This window comes from Lentibacillus salinarum (genome assembly GCF_042679865.1).
GTDB classification, from domain to species: Bacteria; Bacillota; Bacilli; order Bacillales; family Amphibacillaceae; genus Lentibacillus; species Lentibacillus salinarum.
Window position 1 is genome coordinate 29,650 of record NZ_JBHTNH010000008.1, and the last position, 25,125, is coordinate 54,774.

The 25,125-nt window shown below is 45.3% G+C and carries 28 protein-coding genes and 1 pseudogene; 21 read left to right on the forward strand and 8 right to left on the reverse strand.

The annotated features are described in order from the left end of the window. Window positions 1-346 precede the first annotated feature (346 nt). A complete protein-coding gene (locus ACFQ4A_RS06065; protein WP_382398624.1) occupies window positions 347-805 on the forward strand; it encodes a hypothetical protein in 459 nt (152 codons plus the stop codon). A 132-nt stretch (window positions 806-937) separates the two neighbouring features. Here the strand turns inward: ACFQ4A_RS06065 and ACFQ4A_RS06070 are convergent, their stop codons facing one another. Continuing rightward, window positions 938-1,564, reverse strand: coding sequence for a metal-dependent hydrolase (locus ACFQ4A_RS06070; protein ID WP_382398626.1), 627 nt, complete (start codon window positions 1,562-1,564; stop codon window positions 938-940). Between the two features lie 312 nt (window positions 1,565-1,876). Here ACFQ4A_RS06070 and ACFQ4A_RS06075 point away from each other — a divergent pair, with 312 nt between their 5' ends. The 6 genes from ACFQ4A_RS06075 to ACFQ4A_RS06100 all read left to right on the forward strand — a co-directional run bounded on the left by ACFQ4A_RS06075 (window position 1,877) and on the right by ACFQ4A_RS06100 (window position 6,777). Continuing rightward, the gene (locus ACFQ4A_RS06075) at window positions 1,877-2,413 is read left to right on the forward strand and encodes a DUF6773 family protein (RefSeq protein WP_382398628.1); all 537 of its coding nucleotides are present in this window, start codon (window positions 1,877-1,879) and stop codon (window positions 2,411-2,413) included. Then, entirely contained in the window at window positions 2,400-2,600 is a 201-nt protein-coding gene (locus ACFQ4A_RS06080; RefSeq protein WP_382398630.1) for a helix-turn-helix transcriptional regulator, read from the forward strand. Before ACFQ4A_RS06075 ends, ACFQ4A_RS06080 begins: the two co-directional genes overlap by 14 nt. A gap of 15 nt (window positions 2,601-2,615) precedes the next feature. Continuing rightward, window positions 2,616-3,536, forward strand: a complete 921-nt coding sequence (locus ACFQ4A_RS06085) for an ABC transporter ATP-binding protein (protein ID WP_382398632.1) — start codon at window positions 2,616-2,618, stop codon at window positions 3,534-3,536. Beyond that, on the forward strand, window positions 3,536-4,486 hold the full coding sequence (locus tag ACFQ4A_RS06090) for an ABC transporter permease subunit (protein ID WP_382398634.1): 951 nt from the start codon (window positions 3,536-3,538) through the stop codon (window positions 4,484-4,486). The genes ACFQ4A_RS06085 and ACFQ4A_RS06090 overlap by 1 nt, the downstream gene beginning before the upstream one ends. Before the next feature lie 114 nt (window positions 4,487-4,600). Continuing rightward, window positions 4,601-5,578 carry a superoxide dismutase gene (locus tag ACFQ4A_RS06095; protein ID WP_382398636.1) on the forward strand — a complete coding sequence of 326 codons (978 nt, stop codon included), beginning with the start codon at window positions 4,601-4,603 and terminating at the stop codon, window positions 5,576-5,578. 161 nt (window positions 5,579-5,739) lie between these two features. Then, entirely contained in the window at window positions 5,740-6,777 is a 1,038-nt protein-coding gene (locus ACFQ4A_RS06100; protein ID WP_382398638.1) for a M14 family zinc carboxypeptidase, read from the forward strand. Between the two features lie 137 nt (window positions 6,778-6,914). Here ACFQ4A_RS06100 and ACFQ4A_RS06105 read toward each other — a convergent pair. Next, window positions 6,915-8,077, reverse strand: a pseudogene (locus ACFQ4A_RS06105) (DUF819 family protein). A 139-nt stretch (window positions 8,078-8,216) separates the two neighbouring features. On the opposite strand from ACFQ4A_RS06105, the gene ACFQ4A_RS06110 reads away from it, so the two are divergent. After that, the gene (locus ACFQ4A_RS06110) at window positions 8,217-8,639 is read left to right on the forward strand and encodes a very short patch repair endonuclease (RefSeq protein ID WP_382398640.1); all 423 of its coding nucleotides are present in this window, start codon (window positions 8,217-8,219) and stop codon (window positions 8,637-8,639) included. Window positions 8,640-8,677: 38 nt separating this feature from the next. On the opposite strand, the gene ACFQ4A_RS06115 is transcribed toward ACFQ4A_RS06110, so the two are convergent. Both ACFQ4A_RS06115 and dcm read right to left on the reverse strand, forming a co-directional pair. Then, window positions 8,678-9,907: a type II restriction endonuclease gene (locus ACFQ4A_RS06115; protein WP_382398642.1), complete on the reverse strand. Its 1,230-nt coding sequence runs from the start codon at window positions 9,905-9,907 to the stop codon at window positions 8,678-8,680. A 22-nt stretch (window positions 9,908-9,929) separates the two neighbouring features. Continuing rightward, window positions 9,930-11,216: a DNA (cytosine-5-)-methyltransferase gene (dcm, locus tag ACFQ4A_RS06120; protein ID WP_382398644.1), complete on the reverse strand. Its 1,287-nt coding sequence runs from the start codon at window positions 11,214-11,216 to the stop codon at window positions 9,930-9,932. Between the two features lie 161 nt (window positions 11,217-11,377). Here dcm and ACFQ4A_RS06125 point away from each other — a divergent pair, with 161 nt between their 5' ends. From ACFQ4A_RS06125 to rodA, 6 genes are all read left to right on the forward strand, one after another. Beyond that, window positions 11,378-11,662, forward strand: a complete 285-nt coding sequence (locus tag ACFQ4A_RS06125; protein ID WP_382398646.1) for a hypothetical protein — start codon at window positions 11,378-11,380, stop codon at window positions 11,660-11,662. Between the two features lie 418 nt (window positions 11,663-12,080). Beyond that, on the forward strand, window positions 12,081-12,554 hold the full coding sequence (locus ACFQ4A_RS06130) for a hypothetical protein (RefSeq protein ID WP_382398648.1): 474 nt from the start codon (window positions 12,081-12,083) through the stop codon (window positions 12,552-12,554). Next, window positions 12,551-13,048 (forward strand): hypothetical protein, encoded by a 498-nt coding sequence (locus tag ACFQ4A_RS06135; RefSeq protein ID WP_382398650.1) that lies wholly within the window; start codon window positions 12,551-12,553, stop codon window positions 13,046-13,048. The genes ACFQ4A_RS06130 and ACFQ4A_RS06135 overlap by 4 nt, the downstream gene beginning before the upstream one ends. 140 nt (window positions 13,049-13,188) lie before the next feature. Further along, window positions 13,189-13,401 (forward strand): YjzC family protein, encoded by a 213-nt coding sequence (locus ACFQ4A_RS06140; RefSeq protein WP_382398652.1) that lies wholly within the window; start codon window positions 13,189-13,191, stop codon window positions 13,399-13,401. Window positions 13,402-13,764: 363 nt separating this feature from the next. Further along, entirely contained in the window at window positions 13,765-14,406 is a 642-nt protein-coding gene (locus ACFQ4A_RS06145) for a DUF1232 domain-containing protein (protein WP_382398654.1), read from the forward strand. A gap of 48 nt (window positions 14,407-14,454) precedes the next feature. Then, a complete protein-coding gene (gene rodA, locus ACFQ4A_RS06150; protein WP_382398656.1) occupies window positions 14,455-15,606 on the forward strand; it encodes a rod shape-determining protein RodA in 1,152 nt (383 codons plus the stop codon). A 38-nt stretch (window positions 15,607-15,644) separates the two neighbouring features. Here rodA and ACFQ4A_RS06155 read toward each other — a convergent pair whose 3' ends face one another. Further along, window positions 15,645-16,562 carry an SDR family oxidoreductase gene (locus ACFQ4A_RS06155; protein WP_382398658.1) on the reverse strand — a complete coding sequence of 306 codons (918 nt, stop codon included), beginning with the start codon at window positions 16,560-16,562 and terminating at the stop codon, window positions 15,645-15,647. A gap of 387 nt (window positions 16,563-16,949) precedes the next feature. On the opposite strand from ACFQ4A_RS06155, the gene ACFQ4A_RS06160 reads away from it, so the two are divergent. After that, window positions 16,950-18,461 (forward strand): potassium/proton antiporter, encoded by a 1,512-nt coding sequence (locus ACFQ4A_RS06160; RefSeq protein WP_382398660.1) that lies wholly within the window; start codon window positions 16,950-16,952, stop codon window positions 18,459-18,461. A 208-nt stretch (window positions 18,462-18,669) separates the two neighbouring features. On the opposite strand, the gene ACFQ4A_RS06165 is transcribed toward ACFQ4A_RS06160, so the two are convergent. Together ACFQ4A_RS06165 and ACFQ4A_RS06170 are read right to left on the reverse strand one after the other, a co-directional pair. Further along, the gene (locus tag ACFQ4A_RS06165; RefSeq protein WP_382398662.1) at window positions 18,670-19,320 is read right to left on the reverse strand and encodes a lysozyme inhibitor LprI family protein; all 651 of its coding nucleotides are present in this window, start codon (window positions 19,318-19,320) and stop codon (window positions 18,670-18,672) included. A 137-nt stretch (window positions 19,321-19,457) separates the two neighbouring features. After that, the gene (locus ACFQ4A_RS06170; RefSeq protein WP_382398664.1) at window positions 19,458-20,027 is read right to left on the reverse strand and encodes a DUF4256 domain-containing protein; all 570 of its coding nucleotides are present in this window, start codon (window positions 20,025-20,027) and stop codon (window positions 19,458-19,460) included. Between the two features lie 343 nt (window positions 20,028-20,370). On the opposite strand from ACFQ4A_RS06170, the gene ACFQ4A_RS06175 reads away from it, so the two are divergent. The 6 genes from ACFQ4A_RS06175 to ACFQ4A_RS06200 all read left to right on the forward strand — a co-directional run bounded on the left by ACFQ4A_RS06175 (window position 20,371) and on the right by ACFQ4A_RS06200 (window position 24,303). Next, a complete protein-coding gene (locus tag ACFQ4A_RS06175) occupies window positions 20,371-21,867 on the forward strand; it encodes a flotillin family protein (protein WP_382398666.1) in 1,497 nt (498 codons plus the stop codon). Window positions 21,868-22,113: 246 nt separating this feature from the next. Further along, on the forward strand, window positions 22,114-22,290 hold the full coding sequence (locus tag ACFQ4A_RS06180; protein ID WP_382398668.1) for a hypothetical protein: 177 nt from the start codon (window positions 22,114-22,116) through the stop codon (window positions 22,288-22,290). Between the two features lie 34 nt (window positions 22,291-22,324). Then, window positions 22,325-22,525, forward strand: coding sequence for a hypothetical protein (locus tag ACFQ4A_RS06185; protein ID WP_382398670.1), 201 nt, complete (start codon window positions 22,325-22,327; stop codon window positions 22,523-22,525). Window positions 22,526-22,770: 245 nt separating this feature from the next. After that, the gene (locus ACFQ4A_RS06190) at window positions 22,771-23,544 is read left to right on the forward strand and encodes a hypothetical protein (RefSeq protein ID WP_382398672.1); all 774 of its coding nucleotides are present in this window, start codon (window positions 22,771-22,773) and stop codon (window positions 23,542-23,544) included. Window positions 23,545-23,682: 138 nt separating this feature from the next. After that, on the forward strand, window positions 23,683-24,159 hold the full coding sequence (locus ACFQ4A_RS06195; protein ID WP_382398674.1) for a DUF2975 domain-containing protein: 477 nt from the start codon (window positions 23,683-23,685) through the stop codon (window positions 24,157-24,159). 9 nt (window positions 24,160-24,168) lie between these two features. Continuing rightward, a complete protein-coding gene (locus ACFQ4A_RS06200; protein ID WP_382398676.1) occupies window positions 24,169-24,303 on the forward strand; it encodes a hypothetical protein in 135 nt (44 codons plus the stop codon). 15 nt (window positions 24,304-24,318) lie between these two features. Here the strand turns inward: ACFQ4A_RS06200 and ACFQ4A_RS06205 are convergent, their stop codons facing one another. Continuing rightward, the gene (locus ACFQ4A_RS06205; RefSeq protein ID WP_382398678.1) at window positions 24,319-24,960 is read right to left on the reverse strand and encodes a pentapeptide repeat-containing protein; all 642 of its coding nucleotides are present in this window, start codon (window positions 24,958-24,960) and stop codon (window positions 24,319-24,321) included. Between the last annotated feature and the right edge of the window lie 165 nt (window positions 24,961-25,125).

Below are 25,125 nucleotides of genomic sequence, written 5' to 3' on the forward strand. Positions count from 1 at the left end.
AAAAACATACCCAGTTGAATGAAGTTTCACTTTATCCCGCCTTAACAGGCAGTAAGACCCCACCTCAAAGTTTTAAGGAAAACGAAAAAGATTGGTGGGGATCAACTGCCTGTAAAGGTCCGATTCTGTTCAACTAACATTCAGCAGGGAAATACACCCAGCTGAATGAAGTTTTACTTTATGCTCTTGATTTGGACATCAACAAAATCGCATGAACATCTGCTTTACAAGAAAGAAGGAATGCTTTAGTGGCTACATCAATCATTAAAGATGCTTTCAACGTGAAACAAACCCCCTCGTTTTATTGGTCGGCCGGCATTCCGCTTCAAGCCGATTGCCACATTTGATGGCTAAAACGATTCGCAGCCAATCACAGTTATTTTTCAAGATTTTTTCCGGTGACAGTGTCTCCACCAGTCGGGATTATAGCCGTACGCAAAATAAGATGCGAACCAATTTAAATAATTTACGTACGGTTTACGACACCGCATTAGGCGAAATTCCAAATCGCGTTGATGCGTTGAGTCTTTTTTCACCAGCTATTATCGCCATGGAGCAGCTTGGTTATTTCTTTAACACGGCTGCAGATAGTGGGGTCAAAACAACATTGACGAAAGGTGAAACCGCCCCGTTTATTTACTTTTTTGAGGCGATGGCACAGTCCATCGAGCAGCAACAGTTACTTGAGACGTTTGACATTCCTAACATTCCAAGGCACCCCCAAATTCGCCAGGAAATCAATGCATTACAAGAAACGTTGACGCTTGGCTTAAATCAGTCAGCAAAACAAGACAAAAACGAATGACGATTACATGTCCAACGTTGTTTTGAATCATGTTGATGACAGGAAATGCCGGATCCCGCCCCAAGCGGATACTTAACCATTATCTTTGCGCGGTATAAGGGGCAAGCAGGCTGTTTCCGTCATCACCCCTCATCAAATCGCCTTCTGGCTGAATGGCAGAAATAATTTGATGCCCCGTTTATTACCCGGCACAAACCGCATATCGGCCAGCAAATGACTCGCATACGCCAAAACAAGCGTCCAATATAAGCTGTTTACTGAAAAGCGCTCACTGATATAAAAGGCAATCAGACTGAAAAACGCTAGGCCGATCAATGAATGCGTATAGCCCCGGTGCGATACGAGCGCGGCGACTGTGACATACAGACCAGTCAGCCAAACCCAGATTTCCGATAGGGCTATCCCCGTGGTGATAATCGCGGCCCCGCTGATAAACAGCATCAATTTTTGCGAAAACTTAGGCGCAATCAATAACAAAAACGCCCCTAAGGCGAGGCCGATGTACATAGCGTATCCCGATAAGCCGAACCACGCGTATCCCGCGGTCAAGATGCCGGTCGTCCGCACAAACCCCTGAATCATTTTATGGGACAGTGAAATTTTATTGGCCAGTTTTCCTGCTGTATCCAAATCCGGCGCCAGTGAAGCAATGATCCCGGCCGTCAGTAGTACAGCCGTATTGACGGCGTCCTGGCCAGTCGCCTGGGCCACCGCAACCCCGGTCCCCGCCCCGATGACAGCATGAATTTTTCCGTCCATAGCAATTCTCCCTTAAGCTTGATAACACCGCAATTATACAGGATGCCAGGTCGTTTGTGCAGGGCAAAGACGGATTCCCGCCAGTTTATTCAGTTTTTCCGCTGTAACTTCGGCCGGAGCACTGCACCTTCAGCCCGAGCACCGCATCTTCAGCCTGAGCGCCGCAACTTCAGCCCGAGACCATATCTCCAGCTCGAGTTATTCATATTTAACATATTGACGTATATACTAATGTTTTTGCAATATATACATTGCAAAATGACATTGGACAGTATATAATGAACTGGAACATAACAACGGGGGGCCAAGAAAATGTTTTTCCGTAAACACAACACGAAAGATGAGCGGATAACCAACATTGAAAATAAAATTTACCGTGAAATCTATATTTTGGTGATGCTTATTTGCGCTATCTCTGCAGCTATCAAGTTTTACCAGAACGGATTCCACCTTGAGGCGGTCTACACTGAATGGGTCATTTTCATCGCCACTGGTATCTACTTTTCCTGGCGGTCAGCAAGTCTGGGGATTTTTTCGGATGAAGTGGAAATGCATGACCGGACGAGTAAAATGACAAAAGGGCAGAAACAGCTTGTCATTGGCATGGTGATTGGCGTTGGAGCTGCACTGGTTATTGGCATGCGTAGCGCCATTTTATATGGTGATGGTTTTGCTAACAGCATCTATACGTTTTTCCTTGTTTTTGCGGCTTCAATCATGATGTATGTACCGTTTCTCGTTCTGGTGATGGCCATCAGCTATACGATGATGAAGCGAAAAAGCGACAAAACAGTGGCCAAACAGCTGGACGATTCGGCCGAAGATGGTGACCCTGATGAAAAATATTAAGCTAAAAATGGCCAGGGCGGAGCATGACTTATCACAGGAGGAACTAGCCAAGCGGGTTGGCGTATCCCGGCAAACGATCGGACTGATTGAACTGGGCAAATACAATCCGACGCTCAGTTTATGCAAAGCCATCTGCAAAGCATTGTCCAAGACATTGGATGACTTGTTTTGGGATGACGATGAATAGAGGGGGAGTGCTGAAATGGAACCGGTTTTATCATTGCAAAATGTTCATAAAAAAATAGGAAAAACGCCTGTCGTTCAGGATGTGTCATTTGATGTGTATCCCGGCGAAATATTCGGATTTCTGGGTCCGAACGGCGCGGGAAAAACAACAACCATCCGGATGATTGTCGGACTGACGAATATCACATCGGGTGATATCACGGTCAGCGGACATAGTATTGCCACGGATTATAAACAAGCCATCGAACACGTGGGTACAATTGTGGAAAACCCGGAATTGTATCAGTACCTGACCGCCGAAAAAAATCTGATCCACTTTGGCCGCATGAGCAAAAACGTCACAAAAGAATCCATACAAAAACGCTTGGAACTTGTCAGGCTTGAGCATGTCAAAGATCAAAAAGTGAAGAAATTTTCCCTGGGCATGAAACAGCGACTGGGAATAGCCCAGGCGATGCTTCATGACCCGAAAGTACTGATTTTGGATGAACCGACAAATGGACTTGATCCATCCGGGGTCAAGGAAATGCGGGATTATCTTCGACAAGTGGCCAAAGAAGAGAATGTTGCGATTTTGATCTCCAGCCACTTGCTGTCGGAAATCGAGCTTATTTGTGACCGGTATGCCATTATCCAGGAAGGACGGATGGTGCAGGTGGAGCGTGTTGCTGATGCATCCGAATCGATGAAGACTGTCCTTTCCTATGCTATCGAAGTCAACGATACAGCTAAAGCGAAAGAACTGCTGGCTGAGCATTTCCCGGATAGGGATGTGGAGCTGCGGGGTAACAATCTCCAGCTTCAAGCGACAAAGGAACAGGCAGGTGACATCATTACGCATCTAACTGCCAATGGCGTAGTGGTATACCAAGCTGTTTTAGAAAAGCAATCACTGGAAGAGCGCTTTTTTGAAGTGACAAACGGGGGGTTGGCCTAATGCTCTTTAAGTTGATTCAAAACGAATGGATGAAGCTGTTTAATCGAACAAGTACCTATGTGATGTGCGGTTTATTGGTTGTCGGCGTTATGGCGACAGCTGTCTATACCTTTTATAATCAAGCGGATCAGGAATTGCCCGGAAAAGAACAGTGGCAGGCAGAACTGATCCAGCAAAATGAAGAATATAGCGAGCAGGAAGCGACGACCAATAATTACTACATCGAGAGCAACGCCATCAATCAGCAGGCAATCAATACATACAGACTGGAAAATGATATATCCCCATATGAAACGGAAAATGTCTGGGGCTATATGGATACGAATATGGATCTCGTCCAGCTGATTGGTGTACTCGTCATCATTGTCGGCGCGTCGATTGTTTCCCTGGAATTCAAGAATGGGACCATTAAACTGCTGCTCGTCCGGTCGGCCTCCAGAACACAAATCCTGATGGCAAAATTCATCACAACGATTTTATTCGGTTTATATCTGCTTACACTGTTGTTTGTGCTTTCCTTTGCTATAGGTGGGTTGTTATTCGGCTTTGGTGGATCAGCCACGCATATATCGGCCAGTCATGGTGACGTATATGAATGGCCGCGGATTTTATACTTAGGGATCAATTATCTAACGAGCAGCATTTCACTATTAATGCTGGCCGCATTTGCTTTTATGGTATCGACCATATTTCGAAGTGATGCCATTGCCATTGCCATCTCTGTCATGCTGATGTTTGTCGGCACAACCGCCACGAATATATTGGCCCTGCTGACCGACTGGGCGAAATTCTCGCTGTTCGCCAATACGAATCTGAATGCCTATTTCTCGGGTGGTCCAATGGTAGAAGGTATGACACTCCAATTTTCCATTATCATGCTCGTAGTCTATTTGTTTGTATTTTTGTTCCTGTCATTTATCTTTTTCAAAAGGCGGGACGTCAGTATTTAAGTTGAAAAAGGCGGTTGGTTATGAAGAAGGTGCTTACAGCGTGTTACGAAAATGGGCGCTCTTGCATAGGCTGAGATGGAGATTATTTTATCCATCAAAAGGAGGCCATTTATTATGTCTGCACAATCACCTGAAATCGACTGGCTGGGGCGCTTAGAGGACTGGGCAAAGCAATGCGAACAGCTGGCAGCTTCATCCGAAATGCGGTCTGATGCTCAGTCTGGGGAGGAGCTGGGTGTGTGGCAGGAACGTTTTCAGGAACTCGGCCAAATGGCGGCCGATTCCCGTGAGCAATTGATCGACGAAGATGAGATAGCGGATGCCGCAACAGAAATCGAAACATTGAACACAAAGGCCCGTGAACTTGAATCAGAATTTTGGCAGCTGATAGACGGAGCGTCGGACGATCAGGCAGACGATGAGGCTGAGGAAACGGCCGATGAGCGAAAGTCTGATAAATATCAGACGGTTGCAATTGGCAAACATACCCTGCCGCCGCTCCCGTACGCCTATAATGCTTTGGAGCCATATATCAGTGAGGAGATCATGCGTCTCCATCATCAGAAACATCACCAGAGCTATGTTGATGGTCTAAACAAGGCGGAAACAGAAATGCAGAAAGCCAGAAAGACAGGAAATTTTGAATTGATCCGGCATTGGGAAGGCGAAGCGGCGTTTAATGGGGCCGGCCATTATATGCATACGATTTTTTGGGATAACATGAGCCCGAATGGCGGCGGAAAGCCAAATGGCGCTATCGCAAACGAAATTAAGCGGACGTTCGGCAGCTTTGACAAGTTTAAGGAACATTTTACGAATGCAGCTGACAAAGTTCAGGCAGTCGGTTGGGCGATGCTCGTCTGGTCACCGCGCTCACGCCGGACGGAAATCCTGCAGGCGGAAAAACATCAGAACCTCACCCAGCAGGATGTGATTCCGCTGCTCGTCCTTGATGTCTGGGAACACGCGTATTATTTGCAGTATCACAACAACCGCAAAGAATACATCGATGCGTGGTGGAACGTCGTCTGCTGGGACAGCGTGAACCAGCGCTTTGAGGAAGCAAAGAAAGTCATGTGGCAGCCGTATTGATGCGTTTCTCCCAGCTTTAGTGACCGCTGGCTTTTTTGGCCGTGCCAATGGACCTAGCCGTCATAGGTCCTTAACATCATTTTCCAATTTAAAGCAGGATTAATGCCCTTCTGGATAAAAGTATATATATAGATTCCAAAATTTTATCTGGAGGGGTTTTGATGAAAAAAGTTATGACAGCAATTATGATGGGTGTATTGGTGTTCGGTGGAATGGCGCTAACGTCACCATCTGTGCTGGCGGTTGGCAATGGCCCAGGTTACGGGGGAAATGAAAATGTTAATACATCAATGCTGCATACGTACAGTGAAATGGTCGATTTTCTCGAAAAGCAGGAAACGAAACAAAAGCAGATGGCACTTGAAGAGATTGGACAGACGGTGCAGGGTCGGGATATTCATCTGGTCAAATATATGAATGATCCTGATAATCCGACCGTTCTATACCTTGCGCAGCAGCACGGGAATGAAGCATTAAACACTGAGGGAATGCTCAACTTCATTAAGCATCTGGGAACAGGCAAATACAAAGACGTGCTGGATGGCGTGAATATCCTGCTGATGCCGATGTATAATGCGGATGGCGCCATGGGGGACGTGAATTTCTCCCTGGAGGATTATGTAGCTGACGGCGATCGGCATCTGACACGCTATAATGCCAACGAGGTAGATTTAAACCGTGACCACATCGCAAAGGAGCAGCCGGAAAGTCAGGCACTCCACAATAATGTTTTAAGCGAATACGATATTGATTACATGGTTGATATGCATCATCAGGGTGTATGGAGTGAACGCGATGGTGACCTTGTTTCAGGTTCTATGCTCCATCCGACGGCGGATGCTGTTGACCAGGATGTCCTGCATCAGTCAAAGCAACTTGGAGCGGTTGTATTTGATGCGATTGAGCCAAAGGGTTGGGGCCATATTGGCAAATATCAAGGCGGCACAGGTGAAAACATCGGCCGCAACGGTATTGCCGTGCAGTATGACATTTCAACACTTCTGCTCGAAATGCGCGGGATGGCGGACCACTACTATGAACCATACGTGCTTGGTCAAAAAAGCAACGGCTATCTGATCAAACAAGCAACGACAGCACTGGAGGCAACTGCAAACGCAATAGCCGATGGGTCCGTGAATGACAAAGATGTCAGCTTCTGGGATTCACTTTCCTATCAGGAAACGCGTCCAAATGAATAATATGCTGTACGAAACAATCCGCTTTGAGCCTGTGTCAAAGCGGATTTTTCTTGTTCAGACAGGAATGCTTAAGCGAACGCCGACAAACACTACATTTCTTCCCGCATGTAAGCAGTCTGGGCCCTTCCCTGACAAAGTTACATCCACGTCTGCAGCCACAACCCAATCCCGGTGCCGATGTAGTTGCCAATATTGTAACCAAGCGTGCCAACGAGCAGGATCGGCACAATCAGCTTTTGCCAGCCTTTGGCGATCGCCATCGCAGCAGCAGTTGTCGGCCCACCGAGGTTGGCGTGGCTGTTCATCGAAACAATGACCAAAACAAATATGAGCAACAGCGGTGCGGTGGTGATCACGAGTGATAAGGATGCCGGCACACCAATAACGACGAAAAATAAATAAATCAAATACGTGCCAAGCTCCTGGGTTCCCTGGAGCTTGGCAAAAAACTTCGGGAACGCCACAACTGCCAGAACGGTCAAGGTTATCAGCATGAGGTACTGATCACCGATAATCCCGCCCAGCATCTGATAGACGAAGGCCGCATCCTCACCCGTTGGAACACGACGCCGGCAAAGAAATCGGCCAGCTGAAAGGAAACCGCCACAAGGACAACAGCTGCGGCCACACTTGTGGTAATGTCCTTCAGGGAGATTTCTTTCCGCTTCTAGAAGGCTGCTGCCTAGGTTTCGCCTTCATTATCGGACGTATCGGCTTCGACTTCCGCCATATGGGGTGCCGTATACCACTTCCGGAAAAAGGTGATCGCCGGAATCGCCATCAACACAAAAAAGAACAGCGCCATCATGGCATTATCCGCCACGACCGTTGCTGACACCATGTCACCCGGTGTATCGAATTTGCTGCCATCGCGGCAAGGTTGACACTACCACCGGTATACGACCCGGCAATATCGCCGCAATCTTGTCGAGGTTGGGGACGACATGTTGCAGCAGCGTAAACGTCACAATCGTACCAGATACCGTCCCGATCCCGCTCAGCAGAAAAATGGACAGCATCCGGCCGCTCTCCTGCCAGATATTTTTGATGTTCGCTTGAAATAAGAGAAGCGGAATCGCCAGCGGCACGACATAATCCCAGACCGCACCATACACATGCGATTCGAGCGGGATCACATTCAGGTTGGCCAGTGCCATCGCCCCGATAGCGCAATAATTGCCCCGGAAATTTTGGATGCCCACGCATATTTCTGTTCCAGATAAATACTGACAGCCGCCCAACCTGTAAAAAAAGCCCACAGCGCCCACGTATTATCCGGGGATATCAGGGATGTTTCCAATTTGGCTCACCTCGTTATTGTATTGTTGATATATTTATAGTATATGAATCATTTGTTATGATAAAAAGGAAACATGTTTGGCTGGGAAAAGCTTTTCCGATGATAAAAAAGTGTAGACCATGAAAACAGGTGATCTATTATGGCAGATAACATGTCAAAAGAAGACCGCAGTATGAACATGGCTGCTATCAAGTCAATATCCAAATTGGAAAATATAGTGAGTCGGGAATTATGGCAGCGTGGTATCCGATTCAGAAGAAATACAAAAGATTTATACGGAAAACCCGATTTTTCCATCAAAAAATATAAAGTCGTCATATTTATAGATTCGTGTTTTTGGCATCAATGTCCATTGCACGGAAATATGCCAAAAAACAATAGGGATTTTTGGAAAAGGAAACTGACAAGAAACGTTGAAAGAGATCGGGACGTTACAAATGTCTATAAAGAAAATGGGTGGCACATTTTAAGGGTGTGGGAGCATGAACTGAAAGATGACTTCGACCGGACATTAGAGAGTGTCATCGATTTTATTAATAAGGCAAAGAATTCTCCGGGTTAAGAAAAAGATGCTGAAGGGAAGGCGGGATTTATCCTTCCCTAGATAGACGATTGGCGCTTCTTAACCAGTGTCAAAAAATCACTTAAGTCCATGAGTTCGCTCCGCTGGGTTTCTTTGAATGTTTCGTGTAATGGCTGGGGCAATATCAGATTTAATTTTTGGGTTTTCATTTGACTGGTCTGAGATTCACTGATGCCTGGTTCAAGCGTCAGCAAATGTTTGGTCTCTATTCTGGCAGCCTCAGCCAGTACTTGTCGCCAGCGGTCTTTGAGAGTGGATTTGACACCCAACATTGTCAGCTTTTCACTCGGAAAACCAGCATCCCTGTAGTCTTGAATGTCCGGGAAAAGAAAATCGGGTTTATATTTTTCTTCTGTGACGTTACCTCGTGAATGCTTAATGTCATGCCGTTGGAAAATACGTTGCAAATGATTTTCCAATGCGTGTCCGGCACGGGACTTTCTGCGGTTATGGACACTTAATGAAAATTGGACAAACCCGTCCACATCCGTTATACCCTTGGATGTAAATCCCACTTCGAGCCTGTTTTTAACAATATACCTTTCAAGTCGCTTGAATAACTTCTCTTCCTGTTGAACCCACTGCATTAACGTCAGGTCTGGTTCATTAATTGGATCACAATCTTTCACAGATGCTTCCGCCAATCTGGAAAACTCTCTGGTAGTCGGAAAACCTTTCTCAATATATGGTTCTATAAGGGAATCCAGCCAGGCGGCATCCGGCTCCTGAACATCAATACCTGCTTCTTCCAGTATACGCCTGGCAGCAAAGTCTATTTTTAGATTGTGACCTTCTTCAATAGCCTGATAGTTAAAGCCCTTGCCGGCCTCTTCTATATCGAACAGCCATAACAGCTGGTTTTCAAACGTGGAATCTGACTGGACAACAAACATAAAAATTTGCCGGTCCGGTCTTCTGGCTACGATTAAAAGATCCTGTTCATCAGCCAGGTCAGTGATGCCGTTGGAGCTGAAATACAGCCTCCATTCAGCTGACCGGGCGGGATTACTTTCTCTCGCATCATACCACGTTATCGATCCTTCCTCGGAAAAGGCTTCGTTTTCATCGCCGCCAAGCCATACAAATGTAACAGGATAATGATTCAGCCGTTCGCTTCCGAATAAATTTTTGAGCGGACCGGTTCCGTTAAACTCATGCTGATTGGATCGTTCGGTATCAACTTCCACGGCACTAAGCCTTTTTATGACAATAGCCTCAAAATACTGGGAGAGGAATCCTTTTTTCATTCAGCACACCCTTACTAAAAAATTATACGGACGGCATCTCAGGTTCATATTCAGGCATATCAAATATATCAAGTTGTTCGGGTTTTTTGTTGGAGGTGTTTTCCGTATTTCCCAGAATATATGGCAGCATATGCTGGGCAATGGTTTCGACGACCGGAACGACAATTGAATTGCCAAATTGCTTATATGCCTGTGTGTCGGATACAGGAATGACAAACGGCTCTTTTTCGTCAAAGCCCATTAACCGGGAACATTCTCTTGGTGTCAGTCGCCTTGGATTCTTCCCTTCCTGTCTGATCAGGATCTCTGAGCCGTCTTTATAGTAGCGTGCAGATAATGTACGGGCGACATCTTCCGGACCATTTAATCCGAAACCGAATCCGTTTCCTTTTTTCTTATGTTTTTCGGCGTAACCCTGCAGATAATGCCATAGCTTGTCACTCAGCGTATATTTCTCACGAACCTTTCCGTTTTCATCCGTATAAGGGGGGTCCGGCAATTCGGTACTGTCCTCAGGGTGTAAAACGGCGTTAAGTGTTGGTCCTTTGCAGGGATCTTTTACAACAAAATTATCGAATGAAAAACCCGCGGAATCTCGGAAGCCGACGATAAAAATACGCTCTCTGTTTTGGGGAACCCATCCCTTTGAATTGATAACTTTATAATCAACATGATAACCGAGTTCTTTTTCTAGTGTCCGCATGATAACGGAGAACGTTTTTCCTTTATCATGGGTCTGAAGGTTTTTGACATTTTCCAGCACAAAAGCTTTCGGACGATGATATTCAATCATCCGTGCAACGTCAAAGAAAAGAGTGCCCTGCGTTTCATCCCTGAAGCCGTGTTGCATACCAAGTGATTTCTTTTTGGATACACCGGCAATGGAGAACGGTTGACATGGGAAGCCCGCTAATAATACATCATAGTCAGGAACAGCGTCTAAGTTGACATCCTTTATATCTCCCAGAACCTCATGGTCACAGTCATAATTTGCCATATATGTTTTTCGGCAATGTTCGTCCCACTCACTTGTAAAGACACACTTACCACCGACAGATTCAAATGCCCGGCGCAGGCCGCCAATCCCGGCAAACAGGTCAATAAATTTGAACCGGGGTTCTCCGGTAGTGTATGGGTTGTTTTTGGCTTCGGCTATAATTTGCAGCTTGTTCAAAATCTGAGGATCCGGACTGTACGCTTTATTTTCCCATCTGTAAACTGTCCGTTCGCTTTTATTCAATAGTTTAGCCGTTTCTTTTACCGAAAAGCCGGCTTTTTCGCGTACAGTAGAAAAATCATCATAAGTCATGATTATCAGCTCATTTCTTTTAATTGCTGGGAATGATTTTGACACAATACTACCATGCGAACATATTTTCGTCAATTATTTTTATTTGATTCAGGGAAATAAAAAGGTTGTCATGATAAAATGGATGAAATTATAAAAGATACAGGGATTGATGCTGAACCATGAAATCTATCGTACTGTATTATCAGGAACAAAGTGATTTAAACACCACTTCAGCTGTTACTAAAATGAAGTCCGATCTGAAAAAGGAAAAAGGCGATGATTGCACAATCTATGTAGACAAGCAAAATGTGTATGAAAAACTGATGTATTTGATCACAGAAGAATTGAATTCCATAGATGTGGTTTATATCTACAGCCGAAATAATATACGGGATGATTTTTATTGGGATCTTTTGGTTCAATCTGCTAAAGCGGATAACGTCGTAATAATGGTTTATACCTGAGGGTTTCAGAAAGGCTATAACTTTATTGAATCCATGTTAAGAAAAGACATGTTAGCAATAGCTCGATAAAACAGACTTCCCTTGAGCGCTTGCTAGGTATCGAGGAAAGGTCTATTTCTCCTGGTGCGAGCCCCTTTGAAAGGATGGCCCTATTGTACCGTCGGTGTAGCTGCATCGATGGTTTTATTTTGCAATGTGTTCAGTTGATTATACCACAAGTTATAAGAGAGGATATACAAATTAATGTATACCATTGGTTCTTTTTCCGCTTTAACCTTCACCATCAGTGTCCTGAAACGGCAATCTGACGAAAGGGATCATTAAAATGGGCGAGTTTCCTTATCCCCTTTTGATGAATATATCAATTGAGATAACCCATACTACACATGGACACTTTCCAGTTTGGAGGTTGTTGTTATTGGCTTTTCCGATATTTTTCTTTCTGGCATGGCTGGTCACCTTTCTATTTGGCGTGATGCCAAAAAAGCTATCCTTAGTGGAATACACGTTTGTATTTCTTATTGGCCTGATTGTGAGTATAAACTTTTCATGGGTGACGGTGAATGAGCTGGAAGTCATTAAACGGACAGAGGAGGCACTGCCATACACGGCATATTTGCTGAACCGCAGCATTATCATCCCCATGCTTCTGTTAATCCAGCTGAATATGTCTATGCTACGTGACACATTTCTGTGGAAGACGGTGACGATTCTGTCTATTGTCCTGATATTGGTTGGGGTGAGCTATCTTATGACCGCTCTGGATATGACGGCACATACGCACTGGAATCTTGGTTTTGATGCCATATACTTCTTTTTGCTCAATCTTGTGGCACTTCTTGCTTATTGCATCATGGAAGGCGTCTCTGAGAAAGCGGTGAATCATACATGATGTTATGGGAATCGTTTGATAAAAATGAAATATATGTTTTGGTCATGCTGGTTATCAGCTATGCTGCCTTTTTTATGTTCCCCAAAAAATTACCGCGGGACATGACTTTATTGTTTTTAGTATGGGGGTTTACGATCGCCACATTCCTTGATTTTACCATTGGTGGCGGTGTCATGGATTTCTACAAAGTTAACGACTCCGATAAATATGAATTAACGGATCTTCTCACCTATTTCTTGTTTGCACCATTCAGCTATTTCTTCGTCTATTTCTACCGTCGTTTTCAAATTGGCCGGAAAACCATCATTTTCTATATAATCGGATGGACATTACTGGCCCTGCTGATGGAGCGTGTATCGCTATTTATGGATGTGGTACATTATAATAATGGTTACAGTATGACATTTTCGATTGTCGTGTTTCTTGTTGTTCAAACGACGACAGCGCTTTATTATGAGCTGATTCTGAGACAACAGCGACAGACGGGGGAATGAGCAGTCGTGAATGATAATCAGAGGTTAAAGCCCTCACCATTTATGAAAGGCGACCGCATTGAAGCAGATCAATTTGCAGTTATAAGCTGTAAAAATTGGTGCCATACTAAGATGGCAATCTTGATGAAGGAGTGATGATGATGGCGGAACAGTCACGCTTCCACGGTGGTGAAAAGGCGCCGAACAATGGGGTTTACATTGAAAAAGGTGAAACAGGAAGCAATGTTGAAGAGCCGCAGCAGGTGGAACTGAATGCCGGAGATAAATTCCCGGAAACGGAGAACCAGGATCGTGTTTGGGTCAATAAGCGTGACCTGTCAAGACCTGGCGTAGACGACCGGAGTGGTCATTGACATAACGGTTTAATCGAAGGGAAAAGGGACGTAACAGCTCGGGGAGACCCGCGCTTTCTGGAACGGGTATTTGCCCAACGAATAAAGCTGCTGATCAATGGTTCAGCAGCTTTTTTGTAAGATAATAAATATCATTTTAGGTGATGTTTTCAATACTGAAATCGGCTAATTCGCCGATGTCTTCAAGTCTGACTTCCGGCCTCTGACCTCTGGAAAGACGAGGCGGGAGCCGAGTTTTTCTTATAAATACCACACGTTGACAAGCTGACGTCATTTTTGTTGACAAATTGTCAACACACCGGTATAGTTCAGGCAAAATGGGTGTTAACCATTAATCTATCAGGACAGAAAAGGGTTTACAAAATGGCGAAACGATATCGATATGAACTGGCTGACATTATCCAACACCATATGGAAACACGGGATCTGTCCACACGAAAGTTGGGGCTGTCAGCCGGCATTGATCCGGCGACGCTTTCCAGAATCATGAACGGGAAGCGAAAAGCGACGTTGGATCATCTGCATAAACTTGCCACGTGTCTCGATATACCGCCGGCTGATTTGCTCAAGGCGGCTGGTTATCCGCTGTATGGCGGGGACCGGGATGACACAGCAGCAGACCCTTCCGCCGAAAAGATCCGGCAAATGCTGACTGCTGCCGATTTGCCGCCGTCTGACTTCAGCAGACAGCAGGTGGATGCGCATTTAAAGACGTATGAAGCATACAGCCGGACGGAAGAAGGCCATCATACGATTTTGCAGCAGTTTGGCACCAAGATAACGAATACGGGCAGCGGCGGACCGTATATTGACCAGCTGAAGGAATGGTTTGTCCGTTATAAGCAGCAAAAGGGATCCGCAAAAGAGTTGGCAGCCATCGCGAGTGCGCTGCTCTATTTTATTGTCACGCTCGATGTGATTCCGGACTACTTAATGCCGGTCGGGTATTTGGATGATGTCTTTGTCGTACAACTGATCACGAAATCATTGACGCTGGCCAAATAAAAGCGTCGCGGATTCATTTATTGAAAAGGTAAAGAGGGTTTTCAGTCTATGCAGCAGGAACATAAACCACAAGTTGATGTCGTGCTTTTAAGTTTAGTCGTGTGTCTGTTTCTATTCAGTTTGCTGGCGATATACAGCGGATCAGGTCAGTATGTTGAGGGGGATCTGTTTTATTTTGCGAAGCGGCAGGCGATCTGGTATATAGTAGGTCTGTTGATCATGGCGGCTGCAGCGAGTTTTGACTATGAGCTGCTGGACCGTCTGACGTTTTGGCTGTATTTAGCGGGTGTCGGGATGCTGCTGCTTGTTCATTTTGTTGGCTTGTCCAAAAAAGGATCGCAGCGGTGGCTTGATTTAGGGGTGTTTGAACTCCAGCCGTCCGAGTTTATGAAAATATTTCTCATTCTAGTGCTGGCCAGCCAATTAAGTAAACTCGGCACGGATCGCATATCCCTGAAAGCCAGTATTTCGGTTACGCTGAAAGTGCTGGGGATAGCGCTTGTCCCGTTCGCTCTGATTCTTGTTCAGCCTGATTTAGGATCGGCGCTGATCATGGCTGTGATTGCCTCCGTGATGATTTTTGCCTCCAGTATTTCTTGGAAAATGCTGACGATGCTGCTGACTGGTGCGGTAAGTCTTGCCGGCGGTTTTATTTATATGTATGCCAACCATCTGGATATCCTGACCAAAGTGTTCAAGCCGCATCAGCTTGGCCGGATATATGGCTGGCTGAATCCGATCGAATCCGGGTCTGATTATGGATATCAGTTAAAACAGGCGATGATGGGCATCGGTTCCGGGCAGCTGACTGGTTCGGGTTTCACACAAGGGACACAGGTGCAGAATGGCAGCGTGCCAGAGGTGCATACGGACTTTATTTTTGCCGTGGTTGGTGAGGAATTCGGGTTTATTGGTTCGGCGCTATTGCTTTGTATTTATTTTCTGCTGATCTATCGGATTATCATCATTTCGCTAAAGGCCAACAACTTGTTCGGTGTCTATATTTGTGTCGGGACGGTCGGGCTTCTGATGTTTCAAGTGTTTCAGAATATCGCGATGACGATTGGGCTGATGCCGATTACCGGTGTTGCGCTCCCATTCATGAGTTACGGCGGTAGTTCCCTCATGACCAATATGCTGGCTCTTGGACTGGTGTTTAGCGTGCAAATGCGTTCGCGGCGGTATATGTTCGGTCACTGAAGGGCTATCCCCGGAAGGCTGTGCGGACGCTGATCCCCTCAGGCTAACACCTGCCCTCCGTTGACATGCAATACTTGACCGGTGACAAAGCGTGAGTCATCTGAGGCCAGGTAGACAAACGTTGGGGCGACTTCGAATGGCTGCCCTTGCCGATCCATCGGGTTACCGGCAAGCGTCACCTGATCGGCCGAAAAACTGGCCGGAATGAGCGGTGTCCAGATCCGGCCGGGCGCGATGGCATTGACGCGGATACCTTTATCGACCAGGTTGTTGGCCAGAGCGCGGGTGAATCCCACATTGGCTCCTTTTGTCGCTGTGTAATCCATTAGCTGATCGTTTCCTTCGAATGCAACGACAGAGGTTGTATTGATGATCGAACTGCCTGCCTCCAAGTATTTCAGCGCTGCACGTGTCGTGTAAAAGTGCGAATAAATATTCACCTTGAATGTATCATCGAACTGCTCATCGGTGATATCTTCTAAATTTAATTGCTGAAATTGAATACCGACATGGTTGCACAGCACATCCAGCTTACCAAGTGTTCCGACTGTTTTTTCCACAATCGCGATGCATTGTTGTTTGTCGCGAAGGTCACCCGGGAGAAGCAGACAGCGCTGGTCAAGTTCTTCCACGCGTGTTTTCGTACGATACGCATCGTCATGCTCATCCAGATAGGCAATCGCAACATCCGCACCTTCTTTGGCAAAGGCAATCGCAGCTGCTGCACCGATGCCACTGTCACCGCCGGTAATGAGAGCGACTGTCCCGGTCATTTTTCCGCTGCCATTTTCATGCGGATTTTCCACAATCGGCCGCGGCACCATAAATTTCTCTACCCCGGGCTGGCGGTATTGACGTTGTTCCGGAACGGTTATGGCCACATCCTCATATTGTGTTATTTTCCCGTAATTGGGATATAACGGATATTGCTGTTGATTGGTTCTTTTCTCAGACATGTGCTGATCCGACCTCCTCCAAAAGCTGTTTCAACATACGTTATGCCAAGTGGGCGAATGTCGTGCACAGCGCTTGTACAGGCGCAAAAGGTGAGAAAATGAATAGGCTGGCAGGGAAGGAGGTCGGTATCGTGAACGGCTATAGTGACAATCCGAGCGTAAACGCTTTATGTCTTTGTCAGGCAAACGGAAGCGTGACGGTGGCCTATGCCAGCGGCTCCACTCAATTCGAGCTTCCTGCCATCGGGCCTAGACCACCCTGTTATATAAATCCGCGCTTTGAGCCATATTATCCGGTCATTTGATCGTCAGAACGAACGGATTTTTTGTTTTAAACCACTAAAATCGGTAAACTAGGAATAGATTATTCTTGAAAGGAATCACGCTATGGACATCGGTGTCACATCATTCGTACTGCTATTCGCGCTTATGCTCCTTGTTGGTGTATTTACAACGAAATTCTCAGCCCGGTTAGGTTTGCCTTCACTTGTGCTTTTCCTGTTTGTCGGGATGCTCCTCAACGAATTCATTTACTTTGAGAATGTCGAGCTGACCCAGCTTATCGGTATCATAGCGCTGATCATTATATTATTTGAAGGTGGTACACAAACCAAATGGAACAACATGCGTCCGGTCCTTGCCCCGGCGGGTGTATTAGCGACGATTGGGGTTTTGCTTACCGCCGTCATGACCGGATTTGCCGCTTATTATATCCTCGGTCTTACCATGCTGGAAGGGATGCTGTTTGGGGCGATTGTTGGCTCAACTGACGCTGCAGCGGTCTTCTCTGTGTTGGGAAGTAAAAACATTCATAAGCGCTTGACGGCGACGTTGGAAGCTGAATCTGGGACGAACGATCCGATGGCGGTGTTTTTGACGGTTGCTTTTATTGAAATGATCCAGATTCCGGACAGTACGATTTGGACGGCAGTCGGCAGCTTTTTTGTGCAAATGGGTGTCGGCTTGATTTTTGGTCTGCTGCTGGGCAAATTAAGCGTAATGGTGATCAATAAAATCACCTTGGACGTCTCCGGCATGTATCCGCTTTTGGCATTGGGAAGCGCCATTTTCACATATGGCATTACCGATTATGTTGGCGGGAGCGGCTTTTTAGCCGTCTATGTCATGGCTGTCCTGGTTGGTAATAGTGATTTGATGCATAAATTCGCCATTGTTCGTTTTAATGAAGGATTTGCGTGGATGATGCAGATCATCATGTTTATTTTCCTTGGTATGCTCGTATTCCCAAGCGATTTGATCAAGGTTGGCTGGCAGGGGATTCTATTGGCCATTATCCTTATGTTCGTGGCCCGCCCTGTCGCCACCTTTCTATGTATGATTTTTTTCAAATACAATCTGAAAGAACAGCTATTTCTTTCCTGGACAGGCTTGAAAGGGGCAGTTCCGATTGTACTCGCGACGTATCCGATTGTCGCGGACGTGGAAAACGCGTACGTGATTTTTAATGCTGTCTTTTTCGTCGTGCTCATTTCCGCACTCGTGCAGGGCAGTACACTGTCACCGCTGGCATCAGCGTTAGGCTTGACAGCGGAAGGGCACGATTTTGATCCGAGCGGCTTTGAAATGATTAACCTGGGCAATACGAACTCGGAGATCATCAAACTGCCGATTGGCAAAACAGCGCCGGTCGTTCATTCAACGCTGACCGATATAACGCTGCCGGATGATACATTGGTGATTGGCATTGTCCGGGACGAAGACTTAATCACACCAAGTGGCGATACCGCGATTGAAGCCGGCGATACATTATTTGTCCTCAGCGAGAAAGAAAAACGGACGAACGTCAGGGAGGTTTTTTTAGGGAAGAAAGCGAGGAAGGAAAAGCCGAAGAAGAAAAAAGGGATGTTTGGCTGGTTGCAAAGACTATTTCACAGATAACGTGTGACGGTTCAGCAGGCAGAAAATGACGGTCTCGTGATAATGGGGCCGTATCGTATGCTCGCCTAAGTTGGCCCCTTCTTATGTTCTAAATGTCATGCCATGTAGTGGAAATGCCTTTTTGTCAGTATTGACCCCTTATATGTCTTATGTCTTGTATTGCTTAACAATATGCATGGCTAATAAATGACGCGTTTGGATTGAAAAATTACTTCATATAGTTTGCCACTAATTCATAACATCTTTCTTTTGTAAGACTTGCTTGCGTCGCCACATATTCTAGCGACTCCGTTGAGCCACCTTCATATTTTAGTGATGCTTCTTTAGCAGCTTCATCTCTATGTTTTACCCAGTTCCGTTGTTCTTCCCTTAATTGATCTATCTGTTCTTTACGAAGCTGTTCTTTCAACACGCCGTAGATTTCGTTCAATGCTTTATCCCAGTTTTTATATCTTTCTGCCTCTTGTTCCTCCATATCTGACGTTGTTGTTTTAGCCTCTGCGTTTTTATCTGATTCTTCCATTTCATTCAATTTTTTGAGATATCCTTCCTTTTTTCCTTCAGTCATTTCACTATCACTACGACTGGACTTCAATGACTCCCCATCATTATTCGAATTATCTTCTTGGTTATTTATCTGGGTGTCGTCCGTATCTTCTGGAGCGTTTTCCGTATTATTTTTATCTGTATCGTTTGAACTTTTAGTTGATGCGCTGCCATTTGCATTTTGCGCTGAACTGCTATCCGGTGACGTGTTGTTTGATTTAGCATTTGACTCCTCAGATGAATTTCCGCAAGCAGCCAATATAACGAATACGATTGTTAACATGACCATTAAAAATTTACGATTATTTTTCATTTAAAAACGACCTTTCTTCTACTGTGATCTTGGCTCGATCTAAGGATAGATCCTTGTTCCGGTTTAGTGCCCGCTAGTTAAAGAATGGAATCAAAGCCTTTCCCATCCGTTCTCAAATTTAGCTGTCTGCGCAAACTTTAGACCCTTAGCGCGCCGCGGAAACCTCTAGCGCCATAGTAAGAGGACGCGCCGTTGTGATACACAAAGACGTGCCCGTAGCGAAAATCGCAAAAAAGGGCACCGCCGCGTTCTCTAATATCAGCGGGTGTTTGCACCCAACTTGACGTTTTCATGTCGACATTTTCTAGTTCCTGCAACGCTCGATATTGGTCTTCCGTTAAAAGTTCAATGCCCATGTCAGCTGCCATATCCATAGCGTTATTTTCTGGTTTATGTTTTTTCCTTGCCTCCAGCCCAGCAAGGTCATAACAAACACTTCTGCGACCTTTAGGGGTTTCCACTGAACAATCATGAAAAATGTATTCGCCCTTCTTGTGATCATGACCAACAACATCCGGCTCACCGCCAGTAATTTCCATTTCATTAAGCGACCATAGTTTTTCAGGATCAGCATCCAACTTTCCTTGGACTTCACCCCATTCTAGATCTTTATGGCGATGCATGTTGTTCTCAAAACGGGCTTTCAATGCTCTCAGTAATTCGTCACGTTGTTCCGGTGACAACTCTTTTTTATTGCGCTTTGCCATGTTCATCAACTCCCTTATTGTTTTAACAATGGCTTACGTATTTAAATCGTTGTTTTATCATAAATCGTTGAAACAATTGCGTGAATTCAGTTTACACGAAATGATATGATTAAGTAAATCCATTCCCCAGTGTCATGAAACAGCTGCGTTCGGAAAAAGAAAACTGTTTTTCCACTTCTATATCCCATTGTACTCGAATAAAGTAAACAGTGGGATTTTCCGATTTTATAAAAAATGATATGATAATTGAAACGTTATACGGTTTGTCATCGTATTATTCTGTATAGATCCATTTACATAGGTCGATGGATCGGATTCACCATTTACAAGGGAGCGGATTTTTTTGTTTCAAGATGCCTTAATATTAATGATTCTGGCAATTATTGGAATTGTGGCGATTGTTGGAGGGTTAATAGCGTTTATTATCTTCAGGCTCCGCTACAAAACAGCGAGCTCTAATGAAGCGCTCGTTGTCACCGGGCCGAAGCTTGGGGATCCGGAAAAAGAGCGTAATGTCTTCCAGGACGAAAATGGGCGCTCGGTCAAAATTATCCGTGGCGGCGGGTATCGTCTTCGTATGTTCCAGACCGCCACACCGATTGACTTGACATCATTTCAGTTGCAGGTTGATTCAGAAAAAGCGTACACAATGGAAGGGATCCCGGTACGCGTGGTCAGCACGGCTGTCATCAGTATCGGCAGTGAGCTGGCGATTATGGCCAACTTTGCTGAAAAATTTCTCGGGAAAAAACAAAATGAACGTGAGGAAGAGTTAAAGGACGTATTAAATGGGCATCTGCGCGCGATTATTGCGTCGCTTTCCATTGAAAAGATTTATAATGATTTTAAAGAAGTCAACACACAGGTGAAGAAGATTGCAGAGGCAGACCTGAAAGGCATGGGCTTTGAAATTACCTCGTTTGCGTTGAATGACGTGGAGGATGTGGATGTTGAAAATGGCTATATCGATGCGTTAGGGCGCCCGCATATTGCTGAAGTACAAAAGCAGGCGAATCAGGCAGAATCCGATGCGAAGAAGGAAACCCGCATTTATCAGGCGCAAAATGATCAAGAAGCACAAGACGAAGAAAACCGCCGTCTGACAGCCATCGCTCAATCCAAAAACGAAAAAGATATTAAGGAAGCTGAATTTGAAAAAGAAACCAATCGTGCCAGAGCGAACGCTGAGCAGGCGGGTGAGCTGGAACGGCAGCGCCTTGCCCAGCAAGTAAAGGATGAAGAATTAAAGGTTCAATACATCGAGAAGCAACGTGCGGTTGAACTGGAAGAAGAGGAAAATAAACGCCGCCGCTCCATAGCTGATGCCGAAGCTTATAAAACGACGAAAGCTGCTGAAGCCGAAGCGGAAAAAGAGCGTATTAAAGGGGAATCCGAGGCAGAAGTTATCCGCCAGCGCGGGATTGCTGAAGCCGAGTCTAAAGAACGCATGGCCCAAGCAATGGAGCAATACGGCGAAGCAGCGATTATGGAAATGCTTATCAATGTATTGCCTGAGTACGCTGAAAAAGTGTCTGCCCCAATTTCCCAGATTCAAGATATGCGTGTCATTGATATGGGCGGCAGTGATTCACAGGGCGGATCATCAAAAGTCGCCAATAATGTGACCTCGACAATGCTCGGCATTCAGGAATCATTGAAGGAAACAACCGGTATGGACTTGAAGGCCATGCTTGAGAGCTATGTCTCCCGCGGGAATGCCGATCACTTTGGTGCACAAAAGGAAAAATATTACCAGGAAGCCTCAGCAGCCAAAGGATCGGATGAAGATGCGAGGTCAACAGAGGGAGATGCCGCCCAGGAATCGGCAGATGAGGCATAACGGTCAGAAGCTAGGTGTTAGGTGTGTTTCAGAAGGGCGCAATTCTTTTGCTGGAATGGCGTCCTTTTTTAAAAGATAAAAAAGTATAAAATTTTGAAATCGGCTACCTCGCCGATTTCCTCCAATCCGACTTCTGACCTCTGGCATCTGAAAAGACGCGTCAGCGTTTTTTTTTAGAGGAATTCGCCCGTTTGTTGTCGAAAAGAGGATATGGACTGAAAAAATTTTAATAAGGAATGAAGCGACGTGTCACGGAAATTATTATTTTGGTTTGGATTCGTCCTGTTTGCCATCGGACACTTTTTTCTGGTGGGCTTGATGGAATTTAATAACCTGGTTAGTAATCAGGTGATCGCATATATCATTGCAGCCACGGGATTGAGTTTCATCGCCATTTCCAATTTGCTGAAGCAGAATGGTTAGTACGATGCGGGCGATATGTGGGAGGGAGATTAACATGGTTAAATCGCTGAAAGGACAATTCATTTTTTCGCTATTGGTTGCTGTTGGATTTGTGGTCAGTTCGTTTTCATATACGGAATTGACGGCGGGTGACAGATACTACGTTACGCGATGGCTCATGTATTTTGCTATGATTGTATCGGTCTTTAATGCAGGCATATTAACGCAGAAATATATGGCATCAAGGAAAACGTAATACGAAAGTGACACCGTTATCTTGTGAAAGGTCGTGTCAAGGTGAATGATGGTAAAGCGTTTGAAGAGGAAATGAGTGGTTTTTTATCAGGGTTATAGTTTAATCACCGGTGACTATGGCATACAGCCTGAAATGCTTTCTAACAACAAGCTTGTACGCGAAATATTCCTGATATCTCAATGAAAAAACTAGGCGAACAACTATAGATTAAAGAAAAAGTCCTTCGCAAGCTAAGGATGGTTTAGATGGATGCCGGAAATCTTTTAAAACGAAAAATAACTGTAACGTTTGTTGTCACAGTGGTGACGTCTATATTCCTGGCTTTCTTGACAGTAGATCCGATGAAGCCGGAACCTGCTTATAACATGGGGCATGATTTCCTGGGATGGGCATCTATGTTCAGTCTATATGCAGGTGCCGTTATATTGATTTATGGGAATCTCGTTTCGGTTGGTCTGGAATATCTGCTGCAAAGAGGAGCTATTAAGCGCAATTTATCCTATATGTTACTGCATGGCGTTTTTGGTTCAGCAATTGGTTTAATATTTCAGGAAGCGATGATAGCGCTATTTGGCGCGGCGATTGCTATTTTTTATGCTTCGACAGATAGATGGCTATTGAACAGAATGAAGCACCAGAAAAAGATCTGGCTCTTTTATCTTTTCCCGATCTTAATATGTGGTTTCGTTTGGGGATACCTCCAAGTGATATCCGATCCGTTACCACCTTTTACAGCAGAGGATGCGGTTGCACGCGCCACGGACGGCCAGGGGACGGCTACTGATTTATTCCCTGAGGAGATTGGCACATGGGAAGACACGATTAATGGATATCACGTCGAGCGGGAAACATCTGCAGAGGTAATAGGAAACGAAACATATATCGTTACCTTTACAGAATCATGGCAAAAAGAAGAGGAAGAAGGTTCTTTTGAAATCGCCTACGAGGTGGACCGTCATTCTTTAACTGCCCGTGGGATGGAAGGAGCTAATACAACGCCTCCCTACTATGATAACTAAACGATGCACTGTCTTCCTTACTTCATAAAGACGCAGGTTAACATGTTAATAATTGTTTGTTAGTTAATAACTATTTATTGAAATGCGATAAATAATGTATTATCCTATAGCCAACGACAAAAAAGTGAGGTGCTGGTTATGAAACGGGGAAGGACCGCTTTTTTAAAGGTGGCTATTTTTGTGATTGGCTTTATAACGCTCGGTCTGTGTTTATTTCTGTTGCCGCGATTGGCAGGACATACCGCCGAAATGAACCCGGGGTTTGCTTATTTGCAGTATCCTGTGATTATCGGCATCTACATGACTGTGGTACCGTTTTTCATTGCGCTGTATCAATCCTTGAAGCTGTTACGTCTTATTGAGCAAAAACATGCTTTTTCGGAGTCGGCGGTGATTGCCTTAAAGCAGATTAAGCACTGTGCGGCGGCCATCGTCATCCATTATTTAATGGGGGTAATTTTTCTTGGAACACAGGGCGCGTTACACCCCGGCATAGCCCTAATGGGACTGGGCATTATGTTTACGGCCTTTATCATTGCCCTCTTTGCCGCTGTCCTCCAGGAAGTGTTGCGGAATGCGTTGGAAATCAAAACAGAAAACGACCTGACCGTCTGAGGTGACACCATGGCGATAGTGATAAATATGGATGTGATGTTGGCTAAACGAAAAATGAGCGTAACCGAGCTGATTGCCATCAACGCGATACAAATCCAATTACATTCCCCGCAAGACCCTTCTGGTGCAACAGATCCCAATTAAAACAGCTTAAAAAATTTAATCCTTCACCCTCACGCCAAAGACTTCAATAAATCCACTCGCCTGTTCCGGTGCAATCACCGCACCGCGCAGCTCCTGCTCGTCCGCGTGTATATGGGTAAACCGGCAGCGGCTGAGGTCGACGCTCTTTAATGACGTACCGGTAAACTGCACATCCTCAATGTCTGAAGTGCCAAGCTGCAGATTGTCCTGGGATGCATTAATAAAATTGGCGCCTTTCAATAAACAATTGTCAAACTGCACATCGCGAATCTCGGTCTGATTACAGATAAGGTAAGGCGCCTGGCAGTTCGTCCATGTTACATCCTGCATCACCAACCGGTCAAAATCGGTTCCGGCCAATTTGCAGTCACGAAATACCACCCGGTTAAACCGTGCACCACTCAGTCCAGCGCCGGAAAGATCACAGTTTTCAAAAACGACATCCAACCATTGGGAAAACGGTAGCTCTGTTTCGCGGAAAGTGACATTCTTAAAGTGCATTTGATCAAATCGAACGTGTTCGGCGTATACCGGGCCGATTGGTTCGTTGATGGTGCCCATTTCGTAAAATGATTGATCTGTCAGCTGATCCAGTTTGATCGGGTCGAGTTGTTCCGGCAAATCCGGTGTTTGGATACGTCTATTTTTCTTTTTCACGGTTGCGGCCTCCCTTTGTCCTGATTATAGATGATTCGTTAGAGGCATACAACATATGTTATCTTGAGGACAGCGTTCAATGAGCAGTTGAACGGCTGGCAATCACAAAAGGTTTCGGATGATGCACGTTCTAGCCTAACGAATTATACTTATAAAAGTGGAGTG